Raw genomic sequence first — 14,125 nt, forward strand, 5'->3', positions numbered from 1 at the left:
GGCGACTCACATAAGGGAATCGGGACGATCCGCGCTCGAGACGGGCGTTCGATCGGTCTCGCGCCCCTGCGTTCGGTCTCAGTCCCCTTCGACGCCCGTGACCTCGTAGCCGAGGTCGCGGACGTCCTCGAGGATCGCCTCGTGGTCGGCGCTCGCCTCGTAGTAGATGACGACGTCGAACGTGCCGTTTCGCAGCAGCTGCTGGCACTCCCAGACGAACTCGTCGCCCTCGAGGGTGAGCCCCTGGTGCTGGTTCGAGGAGAAGTTCGGGTCGTCGTTGCCCGAGTAGACGTAGCAGTCCGTCGGGTCGTGGCCGGCGTGTTCGGCGATGACGTCGCCGACGTCGATCGTCGCCTGCATCATCTTGACGTCCTCCTGCCCGCCGTACTCGGTGTGGACGATCGCCCCGTTGAGCCGAACGTCGCCGGGTTCGAGCAGCGCCTTCGTCCGGTTGTAGAGGTCCTCGTCGATTACGTCTGCCATTATCCCCAACCGAGCGCGTCCGAAGGGATAGCCGTCACGATTTCCTCGCCGGATCGACGAGTACGGCCGTCGAATGGCGGGTCATCGCCTCGATCCTGGGGGGATCGTCGCCCCGACCCTGGGCGGTTCACCGGGTCGATCCCGGACGGCGAAGCGTCAGCCCGTGGGGCCCGCGGCTCGATCCCGCGTGGGCCGAACTAACACGCAAGAGACATAGTGGCCGATGGCAACAGGTAAGACGATGAAGCGGTGGCTCGAGCAACGCGCCCGGTCGGCCTACGAGCGGCTGCTCTCCCGGGAGATCACCGGCGTACCGACCCACGTCGCGGTGATTCAGGACGGGAACAGGCGCTACGCACGGAAGCGGGGAGACGACGCGCCCCACGGTCACCGCGAGGGAGCCGAGACCACCGAGCGCGTCCTCGAGTGGTGCCAGGAGATCGGCATCGAGGAGCTCACCCTCTACGCCTTCTCGACGGAGAACTTCGACCGCCCGCCCCACGAGCGCGAGGCGCTGTTCGACCTCCTCAGCGAGAAGCTGCGGGAGTTCGCCGACGCCGACCGCGTCCACGAGAACGAGGTCGCCATCCGCGTCATCGGAGACGTGGAGCGCCTCCCCGAGCGCGTCCGGGAGGCCGTCGACTACGCCGAGTCCCGGACGAGCGAGTACGACCGGTTCGTCCTCAACGTCGCGCTCGCCTACGGCGGGCGCGCCCACCTGCTCGAGGCCGCCCGAAGCGTCGCCCGAGACGTCGAGGCCGGCGACCTCGAGGCCGCCGACATCGACGTCGGGACGATCGAAAACCGGCTTTACGACCGGCCGGTCCGGGACGTGGACCTGATCATCCGGACCGGCGGCGACGAGCGGACCTCGAACTTCCTGCCGTGGCACGCCAACGGCAACGAGGCGGCCGTCTTCTTCTGTACGCCCTACTGGCCGGAGTTCTCGAAGACGGACTTCCTGCGGGGCATCCGGACCTACGAACACCGCGAGGAGTCCTGGCGGCGCACCCGCGCTCGCCGGGCGCTCGCCCTGCTGGGCGCCGTCAGCGAGGCGGAACTCGCCGAGGCCCGCTCGATCCTGGCTCGCTTTCGCGACTCCCTCCCCACCGCGGAGCAGGCGAGCGTCGACGAACTGGACGCCGAGGCGGAGGCGACCGCCGGCGACCTCGACTCGAGCGGGCCGACGGCGGACTGACGACCTCGCGTCGGAACCCGATCCCATCCCGCACGAACTCCCCACCGCGTGCGACAACCACATGAATCGACTCCACCTCGCGCTCGGCATCGCGGCGGCGGCCGGGGGGCTCGCGACGCTGTTCGTCCTCGCGCTCGACGGCGTGCTCGGTCACCCCGCCTCGGCGGCCGACGCGTACCGACCTCGCCACTACTTCGCGCTCGGCGCCGGATTCCTCCTGCTCACCGGCGGCGTCGTGACGACGTTCACCACGTTCGTCTCCGGAGCCCTCGAAGCGCCGGCGCGACGGGGCCGGAACGGGCGCTGATCGACGTCAGCGACCGAACCGCCGGGAGCGGTTCCGGTACTCCCGGACCGCCCGGAGGAAGTCCCGCTTGCGGAAGTCGCGCCAGTTGACGTCCGTGAAGTAGAGTTCGGAGTAGACCGACTGCCAGATCATGAAATCCGAGAGGCGCTCGGCGCCGGTCTTGATCACCAGGTCCGGTTCCGCGGGGAAGACGAGGTGGCCCTCCACGTCCTCGGCGTCGATCTCGTCGGGCGAGAGGTCGCCCGCCTCGACGCTCTCGGCGAGGGTGCGAACGGCGTTCGTGAACTCGTGTTTGCCGCCGAGGCCGATGCCGATCCGGATCGGCGCGTCGGCGGGCGCGTCGTCCTCGGGCCCGCGGACGGCAACCGCTCGAGGCGCGTCGAGGGACTCGAGGTCCCGGCGCAGCGTCGGCACCGCCGCGCGGTCGAGGACGCTCACGTAGACCGTGATCTGGGAGGCGTACTCGAGCGCCCACGCGATGAAGTCGGTGAGCGTCTCGTAGGCGCCGTCCTCGAGGAGGTCGCGCTCGGTGATGACGAGGGCGACGTGATCCGGACCCTCCGCGCCCGTCCGGCGGATGCGATAGGTGAGGTACCCTTCGTACAGTCCCACGTTCGAAGGTTCCCGTCGGGCTACATACGGATTGCGTTCCGCTGCCCGGCGCGCGCTCGATTTCGCGAGACGGTGCGCCTTCCGCCGCGGGGCAGGGCCGGGATCCCGTCCGACCGGATCGGATCGCGACGGTGATCGGATCGCGACGGTCATCGGTTCGCGCCGTCGAGTGATCGGTGATCGTCCGCCGCTAGTCGTGCGGTAGACCCACTGACATCCGAGAAATTCGAGAATTCGGGCGCCGGGTTCGGGAACCTTAAAGTAACCCCCACAGAAAAGATCGGATATCGTGACAGCACCCGTCCGACGGGCTGGCGCGTTCGCCGCGCTGTGTACGCTCTCGCTCGTCGTTCCGCTCTTCGGTCCGTGGGTCGCCGGTTCGGTCGCGGCGATCGTCCTCGTCGGCGCGATCGTCGTCACCGACGGACCGCTGTTCGATCTCCTCGCCTACCCCGTCGACTACGAGGCGGGGCGCCTCTACGGGTTCGTCACCTTCGTCCTCGCGGTCGCCGGACTCGGCTACCTCACCGTCGCCACCTCGATGACCGCCGCCACGTTCGTCGGGGCCGTGTTGCTCCTCGGTTACGGGATCCTCGCCGAGGAGCTGGCCCGCTCGCGACCCGACGCGCCCGACGACGGCGACGTGCTCGCCGTCACCGCGTTCTGCGTCGTCGGGACGACCGCCGCGATCTCCGGTCAGGCGGCCTCCCTCGCCCTCGAGGGCGCCTCGATCGAACCGCGGCTCCCGTCGATCCTCTTTCTGGCCGCGAGCGGGGCCGTCTTCGCCGCCCTGCTGCGCGACGTCATGTACCCCCACGACGATCCGATCGTCCTGCTGACGGTCGGACTCCTCCTGTGGCTGCTCGCGGAACTCGAGCCCGCGATCGGGGCGGGCGAGATCCTCCTCGCGCTCGCGATCACTGTCGCGCTGGGCTACGTCTCCTACGCGCTCGGAACGGCGTCGATCGCGGGGATGCTCACCGGCATCCTGCTCGGCCTGCTGACGATCGTTCTCGGGGGTTACGGCTGGTTCGCGGTCCTCATCTCCTTCTTCGCGATCGGCGGGCTCTCTTCGAAGTACCGCTACGAGGAGAAGGCCGCCCGCGGCGTCGCCGAGGACAACGATGGCGCCCGGGGGAGCGGCAACGTCCTCGGAAACTCCGCGATCGCCCTCGCGGCGGTGCTCGGCTTCGCCGCGAGCGCCTCCGGCCTCGTCCCCGGCGATCCGAACCCGGAACTGTTCCAGTACGCGTTCGCGGGGTCGGTCGCGACGGCGATGAGCGACACCCTCTCGAGCGAGATCGGCGGCGTCTTCGACCGGCCGCGGCTGATCACCACCCTCGAGCCGGTCGATCCGGGCACCGACGGCGGCGTGACCTGGCAGGGCGAGGCGGCGGGCCTCGCAGGCGCCGCGGCCGTCGCCGGAATCGCCTACGCCTTCTTCCCCGAGGTGGACCTCCTCGGGGCCGGCGTCGTCGTCGCCGCGGGGGTCGTCGGCATGACCGTCGACAGCCTGCTCGGCGCGACGCTCGAGGGGAACGTCCTCGGAAATCAGGGCGTGAACTTCCTCGCGACGCTCGTCGGCGCCGCCGTCTGTGCGCTCGCCGTCGTGTCGGTCGTGAACGTCGGGTGAGCGGCCGGCCGTCGATCTCGACTCGCACCACCGCCGTCCGATCTCGCGCGTCGTCAGACCTCGCGCCGTCCTAACTCGTGCGTCGTCCGAACTCGTGCGCCGTCCGAATCACTCGTCGTCCGGCGCCGTCTCCGCGATCTCGTCGATCGAGTGGATCCGGACGTCGGTCGGTCGCTTGGTGAACTGCCCGAGCGCGCGGGCGACGATCAGGTCGACGCCGCGGTCGGACGCCAGGTCGAGCAGCCGCTGGCCCAGGATGGCGTCCAGGACGATCGTCTTCGGGGCCTCCTCGAGCGACTCGAGGGCGCCGTAGGCCTCGCCGGCGGGGGCCTCGTCGATCGGTTCGACGTCGCCGTCGAGAAACCGGACCCGGTCGGTTCCTTCGCGGATTATCGCGGCGGCGTGGCCGTAGACGTCGTCGGGCTGATCGGCCGTCCCGGCCTCGACCGCACCGCTCCCCTCGTCCGCCGTACCCGTGACGTCCTCGGACGCGCTCGGGGTCGAGGCGGCGACGTCGGCGTCGGAGGCGGTCGGTTCGTCGGCGGTCTCCGTGGTTTCGGCGGCCGAGGCTGACGAGGACGAGGGGAGCGGCGCGGGTGCGGGACTCGCGCTCCCGTCGGTGGCGGCGACGGCCTCGCGCGGTTCGCTCATCCCCGAGACGGCGTCGTAGGGGACCTTGTTTCGGAGCGCGGCGAACACCTGGTGGTGGTCGAGGTCCTCGACGGATTCGCCGGCGGGCGCGAACGCGACGTAGTCGATATCGCCGACCTGCGCGAGTTCCTCGAGGATGAGGTCGCCGCCGCGGTCGCCGTCGAGGAACGCGGTGACCGTTCGGTGGCGGGTGAGTTCGGCGACGGCGTCGGGGACGTTCGTCCCCTCGACGGCGATGGCGTTCTTGATGCCGTACTTGAGGAGCGTGAGGACGTCGGAGCGGCCCTCGACGACGATGATGGCGTCGCTGTCGGTCACCCGCGGCCCCGCGGGGAGCCCCTCGTACTCGGTGACGTCCTCGACGCGGACGTACTCGCGGACCTCCGCGAGAATCTCCTCGGATGACATCACCGAGTCGTCGAAGCCCGTCCGGAGCAGTTCCTTCGCCCGGTCGACGACCTCCTTGCGTTTCGCCGCGCGGACGTCCTCGATGCCCGTCACCTCGAGTTCGGCCCGACACGGTCCGACGCGGTCGATCGTCTCGAGGGAGGCCGCGAGCGTCGCCGTCTCGACCTTGTCGAGGCTGGTCGCGATCGTCAGGTGGCCGTAGGACTGTCCGTTGGCGCTCGAGATTTCGACGTCGATCCGGCCGACCTTCTGGGACTGGCGGAGGTCGCGGAGGTCGAGTTCGTCGCCCAGCAACCCTTCGGTCTGGCCGAAGATCGCGCCGACGACGTCACTCCGCTCGACCACCCCGTCGGCCGCGACGTCCGCGTGAATGAGGTATTTCGACGTATCTTCCATGAGAGATCCGCCCCGCGTGATGACGAGACGCGTGCATAGATCGTGGTTGGTGAAATTTAGTCGCTGAGCGGCAAATAGCTGTTGACCCGACTGCCACGCGCGCGATCACGATCGGACGCGAGTCCGACCCCCGAATACGAGCCCGATCGTCGAACGTCTCCGCTCGAGCGTGAGTCTCGACTCAGTACGCCCGCCCGTACCGACGCTCGGGGCGAGCCGTCTTCCAGTACCAGTAGGCGGTCACCGCGAGCAACACGACGAGGCCGCCGAGGAAGAAGAGCATCCCCGGCGGGACGGTCGAGAAGATCGCCTCCGCCACCTCGCCCGCCTCGGAGACGTTCTCGGCCGTTCCGTTGCCGTCGCCGGCGGTCGGATCGAGGTCGACCGCGTCACCGCCGTCCGCCGCGGCATCCTCCTCGGCGCCGGATTCGCCGGATCCGTCGCTCGGGTTCCCGTCGTCCGCCTCGGCCTGGTCGTCGGCACCGGCGTCCTCCTCCGCGTTCCCGCTGTCGTCTCCGTCGTCCGTCTCGTCCGATTCGGCGTCCGCGGTGGTGAAGTCGTCACCGTCCCCGGATCCGCCGTCGTCGCCGTCGTCCTCAGATCCGCCGCCGTCACCGTCACCGTCGTCCTCGGGAGCGTCCGCCGTCGATCCGGCCGAACCGTCGGCTTCGCCGCCGACGTTCGGCGCCGCGTACCGCTCGAGCCCCCGCTGGACGACGACGCTCCCGACGGCGAGCGCGCCGACGCCGCCGAGGAAGCGCGAGAGGATCTCGCGCACCCGGTCGCCCGCGGATTCGTCCGCCGTCACGATCAGCGGCCCGTCGGTGGTCGCGTAGACGCTCATCTCGTTGCCCCGCGAGGAGTACCAGGTGTCGACCACCTCGACGAGGCCGGCGTCTTCGAGTTTCTCGAGGTGGTAGCGGACGTTCTGGATCGAGGAGTCGACCGCCTCCGCGACGTCGCTGGGGGTGGCGGGCTCCTCGGCGAGTCTGGCGTAGATCCTTCGCGCCGTCGTCGAGGAGAGCGCGCCGAAGACCGCGTCGGCGTCCTCGCCCTCGAGGTCGACGACGCGCGGCCGACCCTCCGTGGCGGGCGTCTCGGAGCGGAGGGGGAAGAGCCGGGCCATGCGGGTCGATTCCCATTCGATTGCCGACACGTATACCCCTTTCCATTGGTGAAAGAGCGCTTTTAGCTAGGGAAATCGAGTGGCTGCGACGGGGTAATTCGAATCCGCCGAATGGTGAAATTCTCTCTTCAACCCTCGAGTTTGAAGAGTAACAAATATCAATCCGCGGCGGCGAGTTCGCACATGCGTCGCGTCGAACTCGCTTCGTGGATCGCCGTGGCCGTCGTCCTCTGCGCCCTCGCGATTCCGTGGTTCCTGTGGGGCGACGGAACGATCGTCGCCGGCCTGCCGCTGTGGCTGTGGTGGCACGTCGGCTGGCTCCTGCTCGCGTCGGTCGTCTTCCAGGTGTTCGCGAACCGCGCGTGGGGAATCGGCATCGAACCGGATTCCACCGGAGGGGCGGACGCCGCCGGAGGATCGGACGCCGCCGGAGGAGTGGAGGCCGGATCGGGGGGTGAACCCCGATGACCGCGGCGGCCGCCGTCGAGCTCCAGCTCGCCATCGTCGTCGGCTACCTGCTGCTCGTCCTCGCCGTCGGCCTCGTCGCCTACCGGGTGACCGACCGGACGGCCGAGGACTACTACCTCGCGAGTCGGACCCTCGGGACGGTCGTCCTGCTGTTCACGACGTTCGCGACCCTGCTGTCGGCGTTCACGTTCTTCGCCGGCCCGAACCTCGCCAACCAGCAGGGGCCGGAGTGGGTGCTCGTGATGGGGCTGATGGACGGGCTCATCTTCGCGATCCTCTGGTACGTCGTCGGCTACAAGCAGTGGCTGCTCGGCAACCGGTACGGCTACGTCACCCTCGGGGAGATGCTCGGCGACCGCTTCGGTTCGCCCGCGCTCCGGGGGTTCGTCGCCGCGATCAGCCTCGTCTGGCTCTTCCCGTACCTGATGCTCCAGCAGGTCGGCGCCGGCACCGCCCTCGAGGCGCTGACCGACGGCGCGATCCCGTACGCGGCGGGAGCGGGGCTGTTGACCGCGTTCATGATCGTCTACGTCGTCGCCGCCGGGATGCGCGGCGTCGCCTGGACCGACACGATCCAGGGGGCGTTCATGCTCGTCACCACCTGGGCCGCCCTCCTCTGGGTGCTGGCGGAGGTGGGCGGTCCGGGCGTCGCGACCGCGGAACTCGCCGCGACCGCGCCTGAGTACCTCGAACTGGGCGGCGAGTACTACACGCCCCGGTGGATGCTCTCGACGGCGATCACGATCGGCTTCGGGGTCGCGATGTTCCCGCAGGTGAACCAGCGCTTCTTCGCCGCCGACTCGAAGACGGTGCTGAAGCGGTCGTTCGTCCTCTGGCCCATCCTCTGCATCCTCCTGTTCGTCCCGTCGTTCATGCTCGGCGCCTGGGCGTTCGGCTTCGGCATCGAGACGCCCGAGGGCGGCAACGTCCTGCCGCTCGTCCTGGACGAGTTCACGCCCGCCTGGTTCGCCGCGGTCGTCATCGCCGGCGCGATGGCCGCCATGATGTCCTCCTCGGATTCGATGCTGCTGTCGGGGTCGTCGTACTTCACGCGGGACCTCTACCGCCCCTTCGTCGATCGGGACCTCTCCGAGCGGCGCGAGGACCTGCTCGCACGCGCCGGCGTCGTCGTCTTCGCGGTCGCCACGTTCCTCGTCAGCCTCGAGCGACCGGCCACCCTGTTCGAGCTCGGCGACGCCGCCTTCTCCGGCTTCGCGCAACTCGCCCTCCCCGTGGTGGTGGCCCTCTACTGGCGCGGGACGACGCGAACCGGGATCGTCGCCGGCGTCGTCGCCAGCCAGGCGTTCTACCTCTCGAGCCTGTTCGTCCCGGCGGTTCCGGCCACCTACGCGGGGTGGTCGGCCGGACTCGTCGGCATGGGGATCGGCCTGGTTCTCACCGTCGCCGTCTCGACGGTGACGTCGCCCGCCCCCGACGAACGGCGGGCGATCTACTTCGACGGGCTCGCGAGCGACGACCCCGACGCCGCGTGAGTCGCGCGCCTCGTCCCAAGCCTCGGGACCGGAATCTAACGCCGGCCCCGGGTTAATCCAATGCTAGAGCGGTGGATCCACGCGGTACGCTTATCGCCGTCGAGTGGCGAGCGTACACATGCGCGAATGGGACGACCGCGATTCGGTCCCCGACGGGGACGGCGGAGGCGCCGTCACGTCGGACCGGCGGTCGGCGAACGCTCCGGGCGACGGCGACGGAACCGGTGACGAGGACGACTGCCTCGAGGCGAGCGACCGGGGTGCCGTCCGACGAACGCACGAGGGCGTCCGGGTGGCCGCCGACGGCGGTACCGCCTCCGCGGACGGGTCGGGCCCGGTCGACGGCCTTCGGGAAGCCGTCGACAGACTCGAAGACGGCTTCTGCGCGTTCGACGAGCGTCACCGACTGCTGTTCGCCAACGACCGTGCCGCGTCGCTTCTGGCGCTCGGGCCGGACGACGCCGCGGACGGAGCGGACGCTCGTCTCGAGACGACCGATTCGACCGAGGCTGACGCGGTCGACCCGGCCGATCTCGGTTCGACGATCCGCGCGGCCTGCGAACGAGCGATGCGACGCCGGGACCCGGTGACGGTCGACGTGGACGACGAGTCGGCGGAACCCGCCCTCGAGGTGACCGTCCACCCCTCCGCCACCGGCGCGACGGTTCTTATCCGGGACGTCACCGAACGGATCGAGCGCGAACGTCGTCTGGAGGCGGGAAACGAGCGGCTCCGCTCCGTCTTCTCGGAGGCCCACGACGCGGTGATCGTCTTCGACGACGACGGCGTCATCGTCGACGCGAACCCGGCGGCCGCCGACCTGTTCGGCCTCGATCCCTCGGACGTGGCCGGCCGCCGCTTCTCGGCGTTCGTCCCCGGCGAGTGCGACCTCGAGGCGGTCGTCGAGTCGTTGCGCGAGAACGGGCGAAACCGCGGGGAGTTCCCGGTGGTCCGCGCCGACGGGACGCGGCGGGACGTCGAGTACACCACCGTCGCGAACGTCTTTCCGGGTCGGCACCTCTCGATCGTCCGCGACGTCACCGACCGACGGCGCCGCGAGCGCCAACTCGAGGAGCAGCGGGAACGACTCGAGGCGCTCAACCACCTCAACGGCGTGGTGCGGGAGATCATCGAGGCGATCTACGAGCGGTCGACCCGCCGGGAGATCGAGTCGGTGGCCTGCGAGGCGCTCGCAGACTCGCCGTCGTACGAGTTCGCGTTCGTCGCCGAAGTCGACACGAATCCGGCGGGCGAGCAGACCGTCGTCGAGCGGGTCGAATCGGGCGTCGAGGACTACTTAGCCGACGTCCCGATCTCGATCGACCCCGACTCGCCGTACGGTCGCGGTCCGGCGAGCCGAGCGATCCGAACGCGGGAGATGCAGGTGTCGAACGACGTGCTCGAGGATCCCGACTTCGAGCCGTGGCGGGACGACGCGCGTGAGCGGGGATACCGCTCCGCGGCGGCCATCCCGATCGAGTACGAGGAGTCCCTCTACGGCGTCCTCGGACTGACGAGCGACCGCGTCGACGCCTTCTCCGAGGAGGAGCGCGAGGTCATCGGCCAGCTGGGTGAGATCCTCGGACACGCGATCGCCGCCGTCGAGCGGAAGCGCGCGCTGCTCGGGGACGAACTGATCGAACTCGAGTACGAGATCCGGGACGCCGTCGGCTTCTTCGACGTGGAGGCCGATCGAGACGACAGGGTCGTCTTCGACCGCGTCGTCTCGATCGGCGACGACCGCTTCCTCGAGTACGGAACCGTGCCCCGCCGGTCGCTCCCGATGTTCGAGGACCTCGTCGAGCAGGTCCCCCACTGGGACGAGCTGACCATCATCGACGAGAACGAGGACGGAGGCGAGGCCACCTTCGAACTGGCGATCAGCTCGCCGCCGATGTTCTCGGTGTTCGCCGACCACGGCGGGTACGTCGACGGCGCCCTCATCGAGGGGAGCGATTACACCACCACCGTCCACCTCCCGCGGCGGACCGACGTCAGGGAGGTGACCGAGGAGATCCGCGAGATGTACCCCACCGCCCGCGTCGTCGCGCGGCGCCAGGTGAGCCCCGAGAACGAACCCATCGGGCAGATCCAGGGCTACCTGAACGCCGAACTCACCGAGCGCCAGCGGACGGCCCTCGAGACGGCCTACTACGCCGGCTTCTTCGAGTGGCCCCGCGAGATGTCCGGCCAGGAGATCGCCGACTCGCTCGACATCTCTCCCGCGACGTTCCACGAGCACCTCCGGACCGCCCAGGAGAAGATCGTCGGCGCCGTCCTCGAGGAGCCCTACACGTCGTCGTCAGACTGATCGGCTCCGCGGCGGTCGTGCGCCGATGGCCGATCCGATCGGTCGCACGCCGGAGACCGAACTGGCAGGGGGGCAGCGACCCCCGGATCGATTCTGATGCTTTTTAACCCGTCAGCCCGCTCTTGCTACGTATGCAGACGCACATCGTCCCGGTCGGCTTCGACTACGACCGGCTGATCGCGCCCCTGATCCGCGATCAGATCGACGTCGATCGCGTCATCCTCCTGGAGGGCGCGGTCGGGAGCGAGGCCAACGTCGAGTACTCGCGAAACCTCTCTCGCAAACTCGAGACGGACTTTCAGAACCTGCTCGGGGCGAGCACGGATCGGTTCGTGCTCGAGGACGTCTACGACTACGACGAGGCGTTCGAGCAGGCCTACGACCTCATCACGGCCGAACTCGACCGGGGCAACGAGGTGTGGGTCAACGTCGCCGCGATGCCCCGGACCGTGAGCTTCGCCTTCGCCACCGCCGCCCACTCCCTGATGGTCGAACGGCAGGACGACCGGGAGGGGATCCACACCTACTACACGGCCCCCGAGAAGTACCTCGAGACCGAACTCGCCGAGGAGTTGCGCGAACAGATCGACCTGCTCGCGGACCTGCGGGCCGCGGGGGACGAGCCGTCCGGGGAGCGACTCGAGACGCGCCTCGAGAGCGCCCGGGACCTCCTCGCGGAGTTCGACGAGCGGGGGACCACCATCGGCGCGAAGGAGATCGACGGCGGTCACATCGTCGAGTTGCCGGTGGCCTCCTTTTCGAACGTCAAGCCGTTCGAGGAACTCATCCTCTACAAGCTCGGCGAGGACGGCGAGTTCGACTCGGTCTCCGAACTGGCCGAGGCGCTGGCCCGCGAACTCAACGAGGAGTACACCGACAGCTTCCGCTCGAAGGTGATCTACAACGTCGATCGGCTGGGCCCCGGCGGCAAGGGCTACATCGAGCGCGAGGAGCACGGGAAGTCCTACCGGACGCGCCTCTCGCGGATCGGCGAGCTGTGGGTGCGAGCGCACTCGGACGACGACTCGAGCGTCGACCGGTGATCGACGTGCGCGACGCGATCGACGCGATCGATTCGAACCGATGCTCGTCCGACGGATCGTACGCACATGGTCGCTGACGCCTTCGTCCGGTGGTTCGGCACCGACCCGGTGGTCCACGGCCTCGTCGGCGGACTCGTCATCGCCGGTCTCAACCTGTTCGGTGCCTCGCTGGTGTTCGTCTGGCGAAACCCCTCGGAGCGGGCGATGGACGGCGCGCTGGGCTTCGCCGCCGGCGTGATGCTCGCGGCGAGCTTCACGAGCCTCATCGTCCCGGGGATCGAGACCTACGCCGACGGGAATCCGATTCCGGTGCTGATCGGCGTCGCCCTCGGCGCGCTGTTTCTGGACCGCTCGGACGTCCTCGTCCCCCACGCCCACTTCCTGCTCTCGGGCCGGCGCCGGGCCGACGCGGCGAACCCGAGCGAGGGGCTCCCGGTGAGCGACGAGCGCTTCGCCGGCGTCGTCCTGTTCGTCCTCGCGATCACGCTGCACAACATGCCCGAGGGGCTCGCGGTGGGCGTCGGCTTCGGCAGCGGCGACCTCGAGACGGCGATCCCGCTGATGCTCGCGATTGGTATCCAGAACGTACCGGAGGGGCTGGCCGTCTCCGTCGCGGCGGTCAATGCCGGGCTCGACAGGCGGCTGTACGCCGCCTTCGCGGGGCTGCGCTCGGGGGTCGTCGAGATCCCGCTGGCCGTCCTGGGCGCGTACGCGGTCGGGACGATGGCGGCGCTGCTCCCCTACGCGATGGGGTTCGCCGCCGGCGCGATGCTGTTCGTCATCAGCGACGAGATCGTCCCCGAGACGCACACCGGCGGCCACGAGCGGGTCGCCACGCTGGGGACGATCCTCGGCGTGATCGTGATGCTCTACCTCGACGTCACCCTCGGGTGAGCGGCACGGTCTCCGGCGATTCGCGCCGGGTCGTCGCGGAACCGCCGCCGGTCGAAGCCGACGCCGCGACGTCAGGCTCGAGCCGACTCCTCTTCGACCCGGCGGGCGAACCGCCTGATCACGTCCGTGAACGTCTCCGGCCGGTGGAGGTTGCAGATGTGGCCCACGCCGGCGATGACGACGATCCGGGTGTCGTGACCGGCCGCGGCGTGGTCCCCCTCGCCGCGGCGCATGAGCTTGTCGTGCTCGCCGTTGACGATCAGCGTCGGGCCCGGGTAGCTCGCGAACCGGTCGCGAAAGTTTCGTCCAGCGAGGTCCGGCCCCGGCGTGCCGAATTCCCGGGGGTAGATGCCCGACTCGATGATCTCGGCCTCGATCTCCGGGGGGAGGTCGCGGTTTCGCACCCAGCGCTCGCCGAGTCGCTGCACCCCCCGCTCGATCAGGTCGCTACGCGTCGCGAGGCGCGCCGTCGCGCCGGTGAGTCGCGTCAGGAGGTTCATCCCTCGAACGGGGTTGGCGCTGCTACCGACGACGACGAGCCCGTCGACCATCTCGGGGTGGCGGCTCGCGAACTCCGTCGCCACGTACCCGCCCAGCGAGAGGCCGACGAGGATGGCGTGGCCGTCCGTCTCCGCCTCGAACACCTCCTCGAGCAACCGCACGGCGGGCTCGAGGTCGAACTCGGTGTCCGACCGCGCCCCGTGTCCGGGGAGGTCGGGGGCGACGACGCGAAACTCGTCCGAGAGCGCCTCGCGCTGGGGCGCCCACATCTTCCGCGTGAACATCGCGCCGTGGACGAAGACGATCGGCTGCGCGTCGGGCGATCCGGCCACGTCGAGGCCTCGGATATCGGTTCCGGGTACGGTCTGCCCCATGAGTGGGCGCAGTACACGAACGAGGCCCTTAGTGGTGGTGCTGGCGACTGTCGATGGTGACGCGGAGACTCGTCTCGGGGCGACGGAATGGAGCTGTGGATCTCGAGGCTATCGAGCGGTGAACGGGACAGGTTTCATACTCGATGCGTATGAGACCACTACGAAAGCCCCTGGCGGCGTGCGGTCGAAGAGCTTGCTGCGCGCGCTCGCTCCGCTCGCGTGCTAGC

At 69.5% G+C, this 14,125-nt stretch carries 13 protein-coding genes; 8 read left to right on the top strand and 5 right to left on the bottom strand.

The features are described from left to right. Positions 1 to 78: 78 nt before the first annotated feature. A complete protein-coding gene (locus RJT68_RS03180; protein WP_407038934.1) occupies positions 79 to 483 on the bottom strand; it encodes a DUF5778 family protein in 405 nt (134 codons plus the stop codon). Between the two features lie 241 nt (positions 484 to 724). Between RJT68_RS03180 and uppS the strand changes: the two genes are divergently transcribed. Together uppS and RJT68_RS03190 are read left to right on the top strand one after the other, a co-directional pair. Further along, positions 725 to 1,681 carry a polyprenyl diphosphate synthase gene (gene uppS, locus RJT68_RS03185; protein ID WP_407040312.1) on the top strand — a complete coding sequence of 319 codons (957 nt, stop codon included), beginning with the start codon at positions 725 to 727 and terminating at the stop codon, positions 1,679 to 1,681. A 61-nt stretch (positions 1,682 to 1,742) separates the two neighbouring features. Next, entirely contained in the window at positions 1,743 to 1,988 is a 246-nt protein-coding gene (locus RJT68_RS03190; RefSeq protein ID WP_407038935.1) for a hypothetical protein, read from the top strand. Between the two features lie 6 nt (positions 1,989 to 1,994). Here RJT68_RS03190 and RJT68_RS03195 read toward each other — a convergent pair whose 3' ends face one another. Then, positions 1,995 to 2,600 (bottom strand): undecaprenyl diphosphate synthase family protein, encoded by a 606-nt coding sequence (locus RJT68_RS03195; protein ID WP_407038936.1) that lies wholly within the window; start codon positions 2,598 to 2,600, stop codon positions 1,995 to 1,997. Positions 2,601 to 2,889: 289 nt separating this feature from the next. On the opposite strand from RJT68_RS03195, the gene RJT68_RS03200 reads away from it, so the two are divergent. Next, complete coding sequence (locus tag RJT68_RS03200) at positions 2,890 to 4,233, top strand: DUF92 domain-containing protein (RefSeq protein ID WP_407038937.1); 1,344 nt, start codon at positions 2,890 to 2,892, stop codon at positions 4,231 to 4,233. A 108-nt stretch (positions 4,234 to 4,341) separates the two neighbouring features. On the opposite strand, the gene dnaG is transcribed toward RJT68_RS03200, so the two are convergent. Continuing rightward, entirely contained in the window at positions 4,342 to 5,688 is a 1,347-nt protein-coding gene (gene dnaG / locus RJT68_RS03205) for a DNA primase DnaG (protein ID WP_407038938.1), read from the bottom strand. Positions 5,689 to 5,869: 181 nt separating this feature from the next. After that, a complete protein-coding gene (locus RJT68_RS03210) occupies positions 5,870 to 6,814 on the bottom strand; it encodes an ArsR/SmtB family transcription factor (RefSeq protein ID WP_407038939.1) in 945 nt (314 codons plus the stop codon). A gap of 183 nt (positions 6,815 to 6,997) precedes the next feature. On the opposite strand from RJT68_RS03210, the gene RJT68_RS03215 reads away from it, so the two are divergent. The 5 genes from RJT68_RS03215 (at position 6,998) to RJT68_RS03235 (ending at position 13,023) form a co-directional block, all read left to right on the top strand. Next, positions 6,998 to 7,282: a DUF3311 domain-containing protein gene (locus RJT68_RS03215; RefSeq protein ID WP_407038940.1), complete on the top strand. Its 285-nt coding sequence runs from the start codon at positions 6,998 to 7,000 to the stop codon at positions 7,280 to 7,282. After that, complete coding sequence (locus RJT68_RS03220) at positions 7,279 to 8,775, top strand: sodium:solute symporter family protein (protein WP_407038941.1); 1,497 nt, start codon at positions 7,279 to 7,281, stop codon at positions 8,773 to 8,775. The genes RJT68_RS03215 and RJT68_RS03220 overlap by 4 nt, the downstream gene beginning before the upstream one ends. Positions 8,776 to 8,893: 118 nt before the next feature. Then, positions 8,894 to 11,086, top strand: a complete 2,193-nt coding sequence (locus RJT68_RS03225) for a bacterio-opsin activator domain-containing protein (RefSeq protein ID WP_407038942.1) — start codon at positions 8,894 to 8,896, stop codon at positions 11,084 to 11,086. 131 nt (positions 11,087 to 11,217) lie between these two features. Next, entirely contained in the window at positions 11,218 to 12,129 is a 912-nt protein-coding gene (locus tag RJT68_RS03230) for an HFX_2341 family transcriptional regulator (protein ID WP_407038943.1), read from the top strand. 66 nt (positions 12,130 to 12,195) lie between these two features. Continuing rightward, positions 12,196 to 13,023, top strand: a complete 828-nt coding sequence (locus tag RJT68_RS03235) for a ZIP family metal transporter (protein WP_407038944.1) — start codon at positions 12,196 to 12,198, stop codon at positions 13,021 to 13,023. A gap of 71 nt (positions 13,024 to 13,094) precedes the next feature. On the opposite strand, the gene RJT68_RS03240 is transcribed toward RJT68_RS03235, so the two are convergent. Continuing rightward, positions 13,095 to 13,898 carry an alpha/beta fold hydrolase gene (locus RJT68_RS03240; protein ID WP_407038945.1) on the bottom strand — a complete coding sequence of 268 codons (804 nt, stop codon included), beginning with the start codon at positions 13,896 to 13,898 and terminating at the stop codon, positions 13,095 to 13,097. Between the last annotated feature and the right edge of the window lie 227 nt (positions 13,899 to 14,125).

The sequence above is a fragment of the Halovalidus salilacus genome, from assembly GCF_031852275.1.
GTDB classification, from domain to species: domain Archaea; phylum Halobacteriota; class Halobacteria; order Halobacteriales; family Natrialbaceae; genus Halovalidus; species Halovalidus salilacus.